We start from the raw sequence: 15500 nt of genomic DNA, 5'->3' as shown, positions 1-15500 counted from the left end.
GACAATTGAACGAGAGAACACTCATGATTGACGCAGAAACGCCGGCTCAGGACATCATCGACCAGGATCAGATCTTCGAGATTCTGAAGGAGGCGCGGTTACGTCTGGAGGCGGGGCAAAGGGAGAAGGACGAGCGCGTGGCAATCGTCGGCATGGCCGGACGCTTCCCGGGCGCTGACGATATCGATCAGTTCTGGCGTCTTCTGGAGCAAGGCCGCAGTGGCCTTCGTCCGGTCACGGATCGTGAACTTGAAGAGGCCGGCGTCGATCCAGAGACCGCGGCCCGTCCGGATTATGTGCGCGTCTGGGGTGGCTTCGATGATCCGACGGCCTTTGATGCCGGTTTCTTTGGCTATTCGCCGCGCGATGCGGAGCTGCTCGATCCACAGCATCGCGTCTTTCTCGAATGCGCAGCCGGCGCGCTCGATCATGCCGGCTATGACAGCCGCGCCTATCCCGGTCGTATCGGTGTCTATGCCGGCGGTGCGCTCACCTATCATTTCAGCCATATACAGGCCAATCGTGCGCTTAAGGAGGCAACGGATCCGATTCATGCGGGCCTCGGCAACGTGCTCGGCATGATCGCTTCGCGTGTCGCTTATCATCTCGATCTTACCGGACCGACCGTCGGGGTTCAGGCGACCTGCGCCACCGCGCTCGTGGCACTTCATCTCGCCGCGCGCGGCCTTCTGGCGCGCGAGGCAGACATGGCGCTGGCGGGTGCCGTTGCCATCGGCCAACCGCAACCGGAAGGTTATCTCTATAAGAGCGAAGGGATCGGCTCCCCGGACGGCGTCTGCCGACCCTTCGACGTGAATGCCAAGGGCACCGTCTTCACCAATGGTGTCGGTGTCCTCGTCCTCAAACGGCTGAGCGACGCGATCGCCGACGGGGATACGATCCATGCCATTCTCAGAGGATCGGCCATCGGCAATGACGGTTCCGCCAAGGTAGGGCTGACGGCGCCGAGTGTCGCCGGGCAAACGGCGGTCCTTGAGGCGGCGCTTGCCGACGCGCGCCTTGATCCCTCGGCGGTGGACTACATCGAAGCGCATGGAACGGGCACGACACTCGGCGATCCCATCGAAGTCCAGTCGCTTACCAGGGTCTACGGTGGTGCGCTGAAGCGGGAGGGTCGCAGCTGTGGGCTCGGCTCGGTCAAGGGCAATCTCGGCCATATGGATGTCGCAGCCGGCATGGGTGGCCTGATCAAGACCATTCTCGCGATGAAATACCAGATCCTGCCCGCCAGCATCAACTTCACGGCCCCCAGTCCCAGCCTCGATCTGCGGGCAAGCCCTTTTGAGATCATCGCTGAGCAGCGACCCTGGATGGCGGCATCGGACCGTATACGCCGTGCGGCCGTCAGCGCCTTCGGTATGGGTGGGATGAATGCCCATATTATCCTTGAGGAGCCTCCGGTTCGAGAGCAGACAGCCGATGAGGGCGGCCCCTATCTCCTGCCGCTTTCCGCCAGGACGCCTGAGGCGCTGGCGGCGATGCGAAGCACTTTCGCCGATTACCTCGGCGCGGATGACGCCTCGCCCCTCGCCGATATCGCCTATACGCTGAGAACCGGACGGCAGGCGATGGGCTGGCGTTTTGTAGCGCTTGCGCTGGACCGCGATGACGCTGCGCGCATCCTTCGCACCGGCGACGGGCCGGATTGCGTGGCGGGTAAGCCACTGTCCGGCGATCCGAACTTGATCTTCCTGTTTCCCGGCCAGGGCGCACAATATCCCGGCATGGCACGGGCGCTCTACGAGACAGACGGGACGTTCCGCGCGGCCTTTGACGCCTGCCTGGGGTTCATGCCGGCCGAACTCGATCTGGCGACCATCATCTTTGGCGATGATGCGACGGCCGAGCGGCTCACCCGCACGGAGGCGACGCAGCCGGCGCTCTTCGCGGTCGAATATGCGCTGGCGCAGATGTGGCTTGCCAAGGGTGCCAAACCGCGGGCCATGGTCGGACACAGCATCGGGGAATATGTTGCCGCCTGCATCGCCGGCGTCTTCTCCCTGGAAGACGCGGTGAAGCTCGTCGTTGCGCGCGGGAGGCTGATGCAGGCTTGCCCGCCGGGCGCCATGCTCTCAGTCATGCTGTCGGAAAATGAGGCGCGCGCATTGCTCTCTCCCGACGTGGAACTCGCTGCCGTCAACGGACCGCGCAGCACGGTTCTGGCGGGCACGGCGAAAGCGATCGTCGAACTCGCGGCCCGGTTCGACCGGAGCGGCATCGGCAGCCGCGAACTTAAGACGTCCCACGCCTTCCACAGCTTCATGATGGAGCCGGCGCTCCATGCATTTGCGCGTGTGCTCTCTACTGTGACGCTCAACCCGCCCGCAATCGATATGGTCTCCAACCTGACGGGCAATTGGCTGACGGCGAAGGAGGCGACGGATCCGACCTATTGGGTCGAGCATCTGCGACGCACTGTCCTATTTGGTCCCGGTCTCGCGCGGGTGTTAGAATTGCCGGACGCTGTGCTTCTCGAAGTCGGACCGGGATCGACGCTAACCCGGCTCGCCCGTCAGCAGGGGAGAGCGGAGCTTCGCGTCGCAACGTCGCTGCCCGATGCGGCGGCGGATGGGAACGCGGCCCATCATGCAACTCTGGCTTTGGCGGAACTCTGGATCGCCGGCGTCGATGTCGATCTTGTTGCCAGGGAAGATATAGGCCCACGCCGCCGGGTGCCGCTCCCGGCCTATCCTTTCCAGCGCAGTCCCTACCGCATTCCGCTGACCGCGCCGGCCGAACCGGCGCAGGACGGTGCTGCACGGTTGCCGGCGATCCAGGACTGGTTCCACCAGCCGGTCTGGCGTCGCGCGCCCTTTGAACGCCCCTCGACAAGCCACGACGAGTACTGGCTGGTCTTTGGTGATGAAGAGGTCGTAGCGGCGATCGGTCCGGTTCCTGATCGGATCAACGTGATATGGGTGAAGCCGGGCAATACCTACCTGGCAACTCCGAGCGCGTACCAACTGTGCCCTACCAACCCGGAGCACTATCGCGCACTGCTTGCCGATCTTGCTGGCAACGGCAGGACACCGACTCAGATCGTCAACGGCTTCTTCCTTGACGCCAACGCGCAGCCAGATGCGGCTTTTGCCACCACCTTCGCCCTTGCCCAGTCCCTCATCGGATCTGAAGCCCGCCCACCGCTTCTGACCGTGCTCTCGTGCGGCCTGCATGAGGTGACCGGCGCGGAAACTCTCGATGCGCAGGCTGCCAAGGTCCTCGGTACGCTCCGCGTCCTGCCGTGGGACATCCCCGGCCTCTCCTGCCGAAGCATCGATCTCCCACCGCAGCGAAATGCCATCGTCCCCGGCCTCATAGACGCGCTGTCACGCCCGTTGCGCGAAGACAGGGTCGTGACGGCGCTGCGCAATGGTTATCTGTGGTTCGAAGATTACGCGCCGGTTCTGCTTTCGGAGCCGGTCGATGTTCCGGCTCTTGCGGCCGGTGCCACTTACCTCATCGCGGGCGATCTCCTCGACGGTCTCGCCCTCGTCTATGCGCGAGCGCTTGTTCAAACACTGGGCGCGAAGGTGGTGTTCGCCGGACCGAGCGGGCTGCCGGCCGCCGCCGATTGGGAACACTGGCTTGCCTCGCATGGGCCGAAGCATCCGGTCAGCCAGTTCATCCGGGCCCTGCGCGGTATCGGCACGCCGGGCGACGACTATATGCTGTTCAGTGGTGATTTCACCGACCCCGCCTGGCTCGCCTCATGCCTCAAAGCGTTGGGTGCGCCGTTTGGTCCGATCCGCGGCGTCTTCCAGACGGCGGGTATGGGCGAGGTTTATCACTGCCCGCTCATTGAAGCGACCGCGGAGCGCAATGCCGCCCTATTCGCAACCAAGGTCGATGGCCTGAAAGCCCTGTCCGAGGCGCTCGCCGGTCACCGTCCCGATTTCGTCCTCGTCCAGTCCTCCCTCTCCACACTGGTCGGCGGCACGGGCCTTGCCGCCTATGCGGGCGCCAACAGTTTTCTCGATGCATTCGTCGATGCGCGGCGCGGCGAAGATCGTCCGGTCTGGCAGGCAATCGCCTGGGATACATGCCTTCCTTACGGAACCACCCGAGAGGAGGCGGCAGGCTTTTTTTCTGACGCGATCGACGCCGACGAGGTCTGGCGGACGACCCGGTCAGTCCTCGCCCATCCGGAAGTCTCCCGGCTCGCCGTGACGCCGATAGACCTCCGGCATCGGATGACCGCAGTTCCTCAAGAGCCGAGGGCAGTTGTGGGCATGGATCCGAACGAGAAGACCGGTCGTGAGCGTGTTCAGGCAACCTTCGTCGCCCCGCGCGATCCGGTCGAAACGGATGTGGCGGCCGTTATGGAGGATCTCCTCGGTATTTCCCGCGTTGGGATCGACGACAATTTCTTCGAACTCGGGGGCCATTCGCTGCTTGCCGTTCAGGTCGTGACGCGGTTGCGAAAGCAGTTTTTGACCGAGCTGCCGATGCGCGCCCTGCTCTTTGAAGCGCCAACGGTCCGGGGTATCGCGGCCGCCATCCGTGAGCGCCTCGATGTCGCACGAAAAGAACAGGAGGAACTCATCGCCCTCCTTGATGACATCGAGGCGAGCGCGCCTCGCAAGGAAGCCTGAATCGCCTGCCATCCACCAGAGATACGCGAAGGAACGACGACGATGAAATTCAGCCTCTTTTATTTCGACGGCGATGGCTCGGCTGCAAGCGGTGATAGCTATCGGCTGCTAATGGACAGCGCACGGTTTGCCGACGACAACGGCCTGACCGCGCTCTGGGTGCCGGAACGCCATTTTCACGCCTTCGGCGGCCTCTATCCCAATCCCTCGACGATCCACGCCGCGCTCGCCATGGTGACGAAGCGGGTGCAATTGCGTTCAGGCAGCATCGTTCTGCCGCTCCATCATCCCGTGCGCGTCGCGGAAGAAATAGCCGTCGTGGACAATCTCTCGCGCGGCCGCGCCGGGGTCGCGATTGCGTCGGGCTGGACGCGCAACGAATTCGTGCTCTCCCGCGAACCGCATGGCAGCCGACGTAGCCTGATGTGGCGGAGCTACGATCAGATAGTCAAACTGCTTGCCGGCGAGACGGTCACCTTCGAGGATGCAGATGGCAATGCCGTCGAGGCAAAGACGCTGCCGCGGCCGGTGCAACCGCGCGTGCCCTTTTGGGTAGCGTGCCAGTCGACAGAGACCTTCGTGGAAGCCGGCCGCCGCGGCATCAACGTGCTGACGGCGCTGCTCGGCGAGACATTGGAAAGCCTAACGCCCAAGATCGCCGCCTACCGCCGGTCGCTGGAAAAGAACGGTTTCGATCCGGCGGCCGGAACCGTCACCATCATGGTGCATACCTATCTTGGCTCCGATGTCGAGACGGTCGAGGCCAATGTCAAGGGACCCTTCAGCGACTATCTGAGGACTCATTACCATCTGCTCGAGGGGCTGGCTCGCAGCATGGGTCTGGACATCGCGCTTGAAAATTTCAGCCGAGACGATCTGGACAGCCTCATCGAGTTCGGAGTCGAGGGCTTTATCAGGGGGCGCTCCCTGATTGGCACGCCGGAAAGCACCGCGGAGACAGTGCAGGCGCTTGGCGCTGCAGGCATCGACGAAATCGCATGTCTGATTGATTTCGTACAGGACTATGATCTCGTCATGGGCGGCCTGCCGCATCTCGCGCGGCTGGCGCGCCGCCATGCGCCGAAGACGACGATCGCCGAAGCCATATAAGGGGATTGCCCGTGAACGCTGCCGATCCGATCCTGGCGTTGCGTGCCCGCGTTGCCGCACTCGGTCCTGCTGAACGCGAGACCTTCCGACGCCAACTTGAAGCCCGCGGGATTGCCTGGGAACGAGTGGCGCCGGAGGAGGAGTCGGTCGTCACGCGCCCGGCGCGTCTGCCACTGACGCCCGGTCAGATGCATTTCTGGATCCAGCAGAGCCTCTATCCCGAGAGTTCGGCATATCACGTTGCCTATCGCTGGCGCTTCGAGGGACCGCTCGATCGCGTGGCGTTGGAGCGGAGCCTGGCCATGATCGTCGCGCGTCATGCGCCGCTCAGGACGGCCTTTCCCGTCGAAGCGGGCAAGCCTTGGCAGGAAGTTCATATGGACGGTGCCTTCACGATGGGCTTCACCGATCTGGAGGCGACGGGGGAGGACGGAGAGGCGCTTGCACTCACTGTAGCGACCGAACCTTTCGATCTTTCGCAGGCGCCGCTCATCCGGGCACATCTCTTCCGGCAGCACGAGAGCGAACACTTGCTTGCCATTACCCTCCATCACATCGTCGCGGACGGCTGGTCGCGTGGGGTGCTCATGCGGGAACTGACAGCCTGTTACCGTGCCTATCGTATGGGAGAGACGCCCGCACTCACCGAGATCGTCCGCGACTTTGGCGATCTGGTGCTTGATCAGCAAGCATGGCTTCGGAGTCCGGATTGCGGTCGAGCGCGCGACTACTGGAAACAAACCCTCACCGGTCTCAAGCCGCTTGAATTGCCGAGTGACCGGTCCCGCAGCAGCAGTATCGACATGACGGCGGCGGCGGCAACGCGGGTCATTCCAGTCTCGGTGTCCTCGCAGATCGCGTCGCTCGCCAGCCGGCTCGGAACGACGCCCTTCGTCGTGATGGCTGCGGCATTCAAGCTGCTGCTCCATCGTTACAGCGGCGAGCGGGACCTGTCAGTCTGCGTGCCTGTCGCTGGCCGGAGCGATCCGGGCGCCGCGGGGCTCATAGGTCTGTTCACCAACACACTGGTGTTGCGTGCAGAACTCGACCCGCGCATGACGTTTCCGCAGTGGGTCGCGACTGTCCAGGAGCGATTTTCGGACGCACTTGACCACCAGGCGTTCCCGTTCCCGATGATAGCAGAAACGCTGGGTATGAGCCGCGATCAGCGGCAGAACCCGCTCTCGCAGATCATGTTCCAGCTGCAATCGGAGAGCTATCGCGCACAGAATGCCGAGCGGATTGATTTCGGCATAGACGATCTCCACGTCCGCCAGCAGCCGGCCCGGCTGAGAGAAACCAAGGTCGATCTCAGTTGGTATGTGATGGAACGGGAATCGGGCTATCTGCTGAACATCGAATATCGTGCGGCAATCTTCGATGCCTGGCGAATCGAGCGCATGGCGGCGCATTTCGAGGTGTTGCTTCGTTCCATCCTGCGACAACCCTACGCGCTGCTCCCGACGCTCGCCTATCTCTCGAAGGAAGAGCGTGCGGCCATCGTTGCGCTCGGAACGCCGGCGGCGCAGCCGCTGCCGGACATCACCGTGCACGATGCGATCGCGGACATCGCCCTGCGACAACCCGATGCAATTGCGCTCGAAAGCCAGGGCCGCAGTTGGACCTATAGCACTTTGCTGGAAGACGTGAACGCGCTGGCCGCCACGCTCGTCGGCCTCTCGGTTCGCCCCGGTGACCGGGTCGCTGTCTCGCTGCCGGGCAGGGGGCAATCCGTCGTTGCCTTCCTTGCCATTCTGAAAGCGGGCGCAGTCTATGTTCCGCTCGATCCCGATCATCCGGCCGAGCGGGTTGCGTACGTGCTCAATGATTCCGGTGTCGGTCTTGTGCTGACGGACAGGGCAGACCTTTATCCGGCCCAGCGCTCTCTCGATCCGACCCTTCCCCTGCCGGAAAACGATGGCGCTGTGGCCCTGCCGCCGTCCGATCCCGCGCGCATTGCCTATCTCCTCTATACGAGCGGCAGTACGGGACGGCCGAATGGTGTACCGATCGGACATGCCAGCCTGCTCAATCACCTCCGTTCCATGGCGGTCTCGCCCGGGCTTGCGCCCGGTGACCGGTTGCTGGCAATCACCACTCCGACCTTCGATATCTCCATCCTGGAAATGCTCCTGCCGCTCAGCGTCGGCGCGACCACCGTGCTTTACGGCCAGGACCTGCTGCTCTCTCCACAGCGGCTCTCTGGCGTGCTCATCGAGGATCGCATCTCGCATCTGCAGGCAACGCCGGCCTATTGGCGCATGCTGATCGACAGCGGCTGGGAAGGTTTGCCGCATCTGACGGTGCTTTGCGGCGGCGAGGCGCTCGATGCGCCGCTCGCCCGCAAGCTCATCGACCGCACGAAAGAACTCTGGAACGTCTATGGCCCGACCGAGGCGACGATCTGGGCGAGTGCGCTCAAGGTCACCCCGGCCCACGCGGAAAGCGGCAAGGTACCGGTCGGCGGTCTCCTCGACAACACACATCTCCACGTTCTCGACACCTACATGGAGCCCTTGCCGCGCGGCATTCCGGGCGAACTCTACATCGGCGGCCCTTGCCTCAGCTCCGGCTACTGGAACCGCCCAGCTCTTGCGGCCGCCCGTTTCGTGCCGAACCCCTTCTACGACGAAAGAAGCCCTACTCTCAGGCTCTATCGCACAGGTGATGCGGTTGTCCGCCAGACGGATGGCGAGATTGAATTCATCGGCCGCACCGACTTCCAGGTGAAACTCCGCGGCTACCGCATCGAGATCGGCGAAATCGAGGACAAACTGCTGCGCGAGAGCGTCGTCAAGCACGCGATCGTCACGCTTGACGCGGAAAACGAGCGACTGATCGCCTACGTGCTGACGCGCGATGTGCCGTCGGCAAACGATGGAGCGACGGAGCACAGGCTTCGTCAGTCGCTCTCCGCGCAATTGCCGCGCTACATGGTGCCGACGGCCTTCGTGCTGCTGACCGAATTTCCACTCAGCCCGAACGGCAAGGTGGACCGCAGACGATTGCCTGTGCCCCAGGTCTCCGCAACGCGCGCTGCCCCTGTTTCCGCCCGCAATGCATCCGAGGCGACGTTGCTGACGATCTGGAAGGCCGTGCTCCGGCGAGAGGATATTGGTGTTGAGGATAACTTCTTCGACCTCGGCGGCGATTCCATCATCGGCGTCCAGATCGTCGCGAAAGCGCAGGCCAAGGGGTTGAAGCTTGAACCGACCCAGATTTTCGAGTTGCAGACGGTTGCGGCCCAGGCCTCCGCGGCTTCGCTCGCTGTCGAGAGCGAGGTTTCTACCGTCGAGGTTGCAGACGTTGCGCCAAGCTTCGAGATGACGCCGCTGCAGGCGGGCATGTTGTTCCACAGCCTCATGGCGCCGACCTCCGGCACTTATTTCGAACAATGCTGGTGCGTGTTGGAAGGACCGCTTGATGTCGATGCATTCAAGGCCGCCTGGAAGAAGGTGGTCGCGCGCCACGAGGTCCTGCGCGGTTCCTGCCGCTGGGTGGATCTCGAACGGCCGGTCATGGTCATCGCAGACGCCGTCGTGCCGGAATGGCATGAAGCGGATTGGTCCGCCGAAGATCCGGCAGGACAGGAAAAGGCTTTTGCTGCGTGGCTGGAGGCGGATCGCCGCCGCGGCTTTGTACTCGACGCTGCACCCCTTTTGCGGTTTGCGCTCATCCGGTTGGGGCACGACCGCCATCGCTTCGTCTGGAGTTTCCATCACCTGTTGATGGACGGTTGGTGCGGCTCGCTCCTCGTCGGAGAGATGCTGAAGGCCTATACCGGCGAGGATTTACCGGTTCCGCCGTCTTCCTATCGCCAATACGTGGCCTGGCGCGACCGGCAGGATGCTGCTGCAGCACAAGCCTATTGGACCCAGGCTCTCGCCGATCTTCCGCAAAGCGATCTTTTCAGCGAGACGCGCGCCGTCGAGGCTGGTCGGGACGCGTTCGTCGAGATCCGCTGCAGCCTTGAAACCAGTATTTCCACACGGCTTGCTTCCATGGCGCGGCGGGAGCGGTTAACGCTCGCGACCGTGCTGCAAGGCGCCTGGGCGCTGCTTCTTTCGCGATATGGGTCTGAGGACGACGTGATCTTCGGAACGATCCTATCGGGCCGCCCTCCGGACCTGCCGGATGCGGACCGTATGATTGGCCTGTTCCTGAACACAGTGCCGTTTCGCGCTCGCACGAGGCCAGATGAGACCGTGGCTGACTGGCTTCAGGGCCTCCAGGCCGAACATCGCCAGCGGGAAAAGCATGGGCATGCGGCGCTTGCCGATATTCAGCGATGGGCCGGCACGACGGCCGACCGACCGCTTTTCGAAACGCTGCTTATCATCGAGAACCTGCCGCTTTCGATGCGGTCCGCCTTCTCGAACGGAACACGGGCACTCACCCTTAATGACCCCGGCAGCTATGAGCGCACGCACTACCCGCTGTCGCTTCGCATCTTTCCCGGTGCCGAGATCGAGATCGCCCTTGCCGCGGATCCGTCACGGATCTCGTCCATTGCCGCGGCTCGTCTGCTCCGGCACTTCGAGGCTTTGCTCTCCTCGATCGCGGACAATCCCGGCGCATGCCTCGGAGCCATCGAAATGCTGGATCCCGCAGAACGGGAAAGCCTGCTCCAGACCGGCCTCGGGCAGCAGAGGCAACCATCCCCGGTCGTTCACGACCAGATCGTGGCCAGGGCGAATCGAGAGCCGGACAAAGCCGCGGTCGTCCGTGTGGGTGAAGGCAGCGATAGCGTCACATCTTATGGCGACCTCGTCAGCCAGGCAGACGCTCTTGCCCTGCGGCTTCGCGACCATGGCATTGGTCGCGGTGCAATCGTTGCGGTCTATATGGGGCGCGGAGGCGCTCTCATGCCGTCGCTGCTGGCCGTCATGCGCACAGGTGCGGCCTATCTGCCGATCGATCCCGACTATCCGGCGGATCGTATCGCTTTTATGCTGGCCGATTCCGGCGCGGCGCTGGTGCTGACGGATCTCGACGACGGCGAGCGGGGGGCCGTTCCGGGAGACATTCCGGTTGTCGACCCGACGCAATCGGTCGATGTCGCACGGAAATCCTTCGAACCTGCCATGGTCCATGACGATGACCTCGCTTACATCCTTTACACGAGCGGCAGTACCGGTCGTCCCAAGGGCGTAGCGATCACGCATGGCGCGCTTGCCAATTTCATCGTCTCCATGGCCGAAAAGCCGGGCATAGGCGCAAGCGATCGCCTGCTGGCGCTAACCACGATCGGCTTCGACATCGCAGGGCTGGAATTGTTCGCGCCGCTCGCGGGAGGAGGAACGGTGCTGCTTGCCGACAGCAAAATTGTTCGCGACGGCCGGCGTCTTGCTGCGCTTGTCGATCGCGTGCGTCCGACCGTCATGCAGGCGACACCCGCTGGGTGGCGCATGCTGATCGAGGCAGAGTGGCAAGGCGACAAGACGCTTCGCATGCTTTGCGGCGGTGAGGCGCTCGACAACCGTCTTGCGATCGACCTGCTCGACCGCGGTGGCTCGCTCTGGAACCTCTACGGTCCGACTGAGACGACCATCTGGTCTGCCGCCGCCGAGGTAAAGCGCGACCACCTGGACGGATCCGGTGTCCCGGTCGCTGGCGCTATCGACCGGACCCAGCTCTATGTTCTCGACCGGCGCGGCGAGCCCGTGCCGAGGGGCACGCCCGGCGAACTCCATATCGGCGGTGCCGGAGTGAGCCCCGGCTATTGGGGAAAACCCGGATTGACCGCGGAGAGGTTCGTGCCGAACCCCTTCCGGCGGACCAAGGCCGACGGCCATCACCTCTATCGCACTGGTGACCTCGTCCGCCTGCGGGAAGACGGTGCGTTCGATTTTCTCGGTCGGATCGACAATCAGGTGAAACTACGCGGCTACCGCATTGAACTTGGCGAGGTCGAGGCGAGGCTTGCCACCCATCCCAACGTCGCCGAAGCGGCGGTGCTTGTCGAGGATCGCGGCGCCGGCAAGCAGCTTGTCGCTTATCTGCGCTGGCGTAGACCGGGTGTCGGAGGGACGACCGCGGAGCTCGGTGCGCATATGGCCGAAACGCTGCCGGCCTACATGTTGCCGTCGGTCTATGTGTCGCTCGATGCCTTCCCGCTTACGCCAAACGGCAAGGTTGATCGACGGGCGCTTCCGGCGCATCGACCGCAACCCGCGGCGTCACAAACGATCGTACCAATCTCTGGCGAACCCGCCGCGACGCTCGCTGCGATCTGGCGTGAGGCGTTGAAGGTCGATCATGTCGGTCCGGGTGACAATTTCTTCGAACGCGGCGGCCATTCGCTGCTCGTCGTCTCGCTGCAGGGCGTTGTCAGCAAGCGATTCGGTGTCTCACTCGATATCACGGACTTTTTTCGCTTCCCGACCCTGGAAAGCATGGCAGCCCATCTCGCGGCACTCCAAGGCGGCTATGAAGCTGAACGGCCGGAAATCGACAGGACCGTTTCGCGCCTCGCCGGTCGCGATCGCCTCGCGGGTCGGCGCGGCCCGCGGGCTGAACGCACGATGGCCTGAGGTATGGATGCAGTCGAGACCTTCAGCAACGTGGAGCGGCCGCTTCGCTCGCCATCCGCCCTCACGGGAAAGTCGCTCTTCCGGCTGAGTCTGCCGATGTTCGTGCATTCGCTGCTGACCTTCTCGGTCATGTTGTCGGAATTGCTGATCATAAGCGCCTATTCCGCCGATGCGGCCGCAGCGGTGGCGGTCGCGCGGCAGATGTTGCAGATCGTCTTCGAGATGTCGGGTATGGTCGGGATCGGCGCGGTCATCCTGATATCGCACAGCCTCGGGCGTGGTGACGAAGAGGGCGCTCGCCAGATCGCAACGCTCGCGGTCTCGGCCAATACGATCTTCGGCCTTGCGGTGGGTGGGCTGCTTTTCCTATGCGGCCCGATCGTGCTGCGGCTGCTCGACGTTCCGGCATCGATCGTCCGTGAGACGAACCTCTATCTTTCGATCGCCGCCACCGCCATGGCCTTCAATGCGTTTGCCACGGTTGCGATCTCTTGCCTGAGGGCCTTCGGCAGGAGCCGCGTGATCGTGACGACCGGCCTCACGTTGTCCGTGGTTTACATCGCGACGGCCTATATGCTCGTGCTTGGTGTTGGGCCAATCCCCCCTCTTGGCGTAACGGGTGCGGCCTATGCAACGCTTACATCAAGGATCGCAATGGCTCTGCTGTTCGGACTCGGCCTCTATCGTGCGCTGGGGCTCCGCTGGGCGCCCGGTGCTATCAGGACGCAATTCGTACAAGTGCGGCGCATGGTCGTCCTCGCGTTTCCGAGTGTCTCTGACTATATCGGCTATGGTTTTTACCAGCTTGTGCTCCTCGGCTTCGTTGCCGGCTTTGGCGTCGAAAGCGTCTTGAGCCGTACCTACGTCATGCTCGCAATGACCTTCCTCGTTCTCGTCGTCATGGCGATCAGCCAGGGTAACGAGGTGCTTGTCGGCTATCGCTGCGGCGAGGGTCGACCGGCGGATGCCTATCGCCAGGCGCTGCGCTCCAGCTTTGCCGCGACCTTCGCCACGACCGGGATCGCGCTTTTGCTCTGGCTCTTCTCAAGCCAGTTCCTCGGGTTGTTCGGACAGGTCGGCCAAGTCCTGGTCCTCTCTAAGCACCTGCTGTTGTTGACGATCTTCATCCAGCCCGGCTTCGCCTTCAACACGGTGCTGCTGCAGTCGCTTCGCGCTGCCGGTGACGTGAAGGTCCCGGTCATCGCGAGTGTTGGGCTCACTTGGGGTCTCGGCCTACCACTTGCCTGGCTCTTCTGCGTGAAGGCAGGCTATGGGGTGGAAGGGGTCTGGTACGCGCTCATCATCGAGGAGACGCTGAAGGCGGTTTTCATGGTTTCGCGCTGGCACGCGCGGGGATGGATGCGCAATGCAATCGTCTGAGCTTCTTCCGCCCGACGAGATCCATCTCCATATCACGGACGATCCGGCGATCACCGATCCGGATCTCCTCGCCAAATACGAAGCTCTGCTCACCGCCGAGGAAAGGGTGCGGAAGGATCGCTTCCATTTCCCACGCCACCGCCACCAGTTCCTGGTTGCGCGAGCGCTCCTGCGCACGACACTGGCGCGCTACTGTCCGGACGTTCAGCCGGCCGACTGGCGTTTCCAGGCGAATGATTACGGCCGACCATACATCGCCGGCGCCGGCGCCGGCCTCCTCGACTTCAACCTATCTCACACCGATGGGCGGATCGTGCTTGCCGTCTGTCGGTCACCGTCGCCGGGTGTCGATATTGAGCGCACAAATCCACCGGATGGCTTTCTCGACATTGCGGATCGCTTCTTCGCTGCAAACGAAGTCAGCGCCCTCAATACGCTGCCGGCAGCCGAGCAAGAGAGCCGCTTCTTTGCGCTCTGGACGATGAAGGAAGCCTACATCAAGGCGCGCGGCATGGGGCTGTCGATCCCGCTGCAGGATTTCGCCATCACCTTTGGGCCGGCCGGACCTTCGATCCATTTTGGCGATGGCGGCGCCGATGATCCCCGACGCTGGCAACTTTTTATGCTTGAGGGTGGGGAGGAATATGCCCTGGCGGTAGCATTACCCGATGCAGCTCCAGTCCGTCCGCGGCTTTTCCGGACGACGCCGTTCCTCGCGGTCGAGCCGATTTAACGGGGTCAAATCGGGCTTGTTGCAATTGCCCATGGCTACCCTCGACCGAATATGCGACAACGCATGGATTGAATTCTAACACCCTTGATTGGGGTCTCTATGCGTTTGAAGCGGCAATCCGAGATTGCAATCGGCATATTGGCGGTCTGTGCCAGAAGTCCCGCGACGAAGTTTCCTGCCCAGCATCTGGCGCAGGAGGTCGGCACGACGAAGGACCATGCCTATCAGGTCGTCGCCCTGCTCGTGCGCAACGGTTTCCTCAACAGCGATCGCGGCCCGGGCGGCGGCGTCCGCCTTGCGCGCGATCCAACCGAGATCAAGCTGGTCGACGTGCTGCGCATCACCCAGCCGGAACTGGACGGCAACGCGGGAGAACCGGAGCCCGGCACGCTCGCCGGTCAACCCTTGCTTGACAGCATTGTTGCGGCGGCCTCGTCCTTCTTCGTCCGTCTGCTCGATCGGTTCACCATTGCGGACCTCATAGCCTCGCCCGATGGTTCAGGTGTCGCCTGTCTTCACTGCAGCCTTGTGGCAGCCCGCCCGGTTCGCGAGCGTCTGATGCTGTTGACCGCGCCCCCCCGGTTGGAGCCCATGGACGACAGCCTGGAAACCGGCGCCTGATCTATTCACTCTTGATATTGCCTTGCGGCGACGGACGTTCGCCATGCGCATTACAATAAGATCCGCATGCTGCATAGCGTTCCCCAGATGGGCGATCCGCCATGAAATCGGCGACGGTGAATTGTTCGGCAATCCTCAGGAAATTCGACGAGGCCGCTTCCACGGCGAGTGTGAAGACGTTCTTGCCCATGCGGCGAACGCTGCGGTGTCCGGGCCGGGTGAGGTCGGGCTGGGTCAAGCGCAGGATAGCGCCAAGCGTTACGTTGGCCGGGTCGATGGCGAGCGTCACGCGCCCGTCCAGGTCGCCCTTCAACAACCCATGCCGGAGCAGGAGCGAGGCGCTTCTCGCGATCTCCTCCATGCTGCCGTTGCCTGGCTCGGCGATCTCCCAGAAGGCAAGCGAGCGACCGGGCCTTCGGGCGCAGGCGGCAACGACGATAAGCGCGGTCTCGGTCTCACGCGTGAAATACATCACCTCTCTCCCCAACACATCCCGCAGAACAGGACCAT

Annotated in this window: 7 protein-coding genes; 6 read left to right on the top strand and 1 reads right to left on the bottom strand. The window is 63.2% G+C overall.

Annotated features, from left to right (window positions below):
• Positions 1–23: 23 nt before the first annotated feature.
• From HFC70_RS13410 to HFC70_RS13385, 6 genes are all read left to right on the top strand, one after another.
• Positions 24–4613, top strand: coding sequence for a type I polyketide synthase (locus tag HFC70_RS13410; protein ID WP_168473751.1), 4590 nt, complete (start codon positions 24–26; stop codon positions 4611–4613).
• A gap of 42 nt (positions 4614–4655) precedes the next feature.
• Positions 4656–5723, top strand: a complete 1068-nt coding sequence (locus tag HFC70_RS13405; protein WP_168473750.1) for an LLM class flavin-dependent oxidoreductase — start codon at positions 4656–4658, stop codon at positions 5721–5723.
• An 11-nt stretch (positions 5724–5734) separates the two neighbouring features.
• Positions 5735–12256, top strand: a complete 6522-nt coding sequence (locus tag HFC70_RS13400; RefSeq protein WP_368669642.1) for an amino acid adenylation domain-containing protein — start codon at positions 5735–5737, stop codon at positions 12254–12256.
• Between the two features lie 3 nt (positions 12257–12259).
• Positions 12260–13636, top strand: a complete 1377-nt coding sequence (locus HFC70_RS13395) for an MATE family efflux transporter (protein ID WP_168473748.1) — start codon at positions 12260–12262, stop codon at positions 13634–13636.
• A complete protein-coding gene (locus tag HFC70_RS13390) occupies positions 13623–14369 on the top strand; it encodes a 4'-phosphopantetheinyl transferase superfamily protein (RefSeq protein ID WP_168473747.1) in 747 nt (248 codons plus the stop codon). Before HFC70_RS13395 ends, HFC70_RS13390 begins: the two co-directional genes overlap by 14 nt.
• Before the next feature lie 99 nt (positions 14370–14468).
• A complete protein-coding gene (locus HFC70_RS13385) occupies positions 14469–14990 on the top strand; it encodes an Rrf2 family transcriptional regulator (protein ID WP_168473746.1) in 522 nt (173 codons plus the stop codon).
• A 1-nt stretch (position 14991) separates the two neighbouring features.
• On the opposite strand, the gene HFC70_RS13380 is transcribed toward HFC70_RS13385, so the two are convergent.
• Positions 14992–15462, bottom strand: coding sequence for an Rrf2 family transcriptional regulator (locus HFC70_RS13380; protein ID WP_168473745.1), 471 nt, complete (start codon positions 15460–15462; stop codon positions 14992–14994).
• Positions 15463–15500 lie beyond the last annotated feature (38 nt).

It is taken from the genome of Agrobacterium sp. a22-2, from assembly GCF_012276985.1.
In the GTDB taxonomy this organism is placed as follows: Bacteria; Pseudomonadota; Alphaproteobacteria; order Rhizobiales; family Rhizobiaceae; genus Allorhizobium.
Note: the sequence above shows the minus strand (reverse complement) of the source record. Positions and strands in the feature narration are given on the sequence as shown.

What these genes read in the sequence shown, in the direction of transcription:
- HFC70_RS13380 (WP_168473745.1), bottom strand. Translation starts at nt 15,462, where the DNA reads ATGTATTTCACGCGTGAGACCGAGACCGCGCTTATCGTCGTTGCCGCC.
- HFC70_RS13390 (WP_168473747.1), top strand. Translation starts at nt 13,623, where the DNA reads ATGCAATCGTCTGAGCTTCTTCCGCCCGACGAGATCCATCTCCATATC.
- HFC70_RS13405 (WP_168473750.1), top strand. Translation starts at nt 4,656, where the DNA reads ATGAAATTCAGCCTCTTTTATTTCGACGGCGATGGCTCGGCTGCAAGC.
- HFC70_RS13395 (WP_168473748.1), top strand. Translation starts at nt 12,260, where the DNA reads ATGGATGCAGTCGAGACCTTCAGCAACGTGGAGCGGCCGCTTCGCTCG.
- HFC70_RS13385 (WP_168473746.1), top strand. Translation starts at nt 14,469, where the DNA reads ATGCGTTTGAAGCGGCAATCCGAGATTGCAATCGGCATATTGGCGGTC.
- HFC70_RS13410 (WP_168473751.1), top strand. Translation starts at nt 24, where the DNA reads ATGATTGACGCAGAAACGCCGGCTCAGGACATCATCGACCAGGATCAG.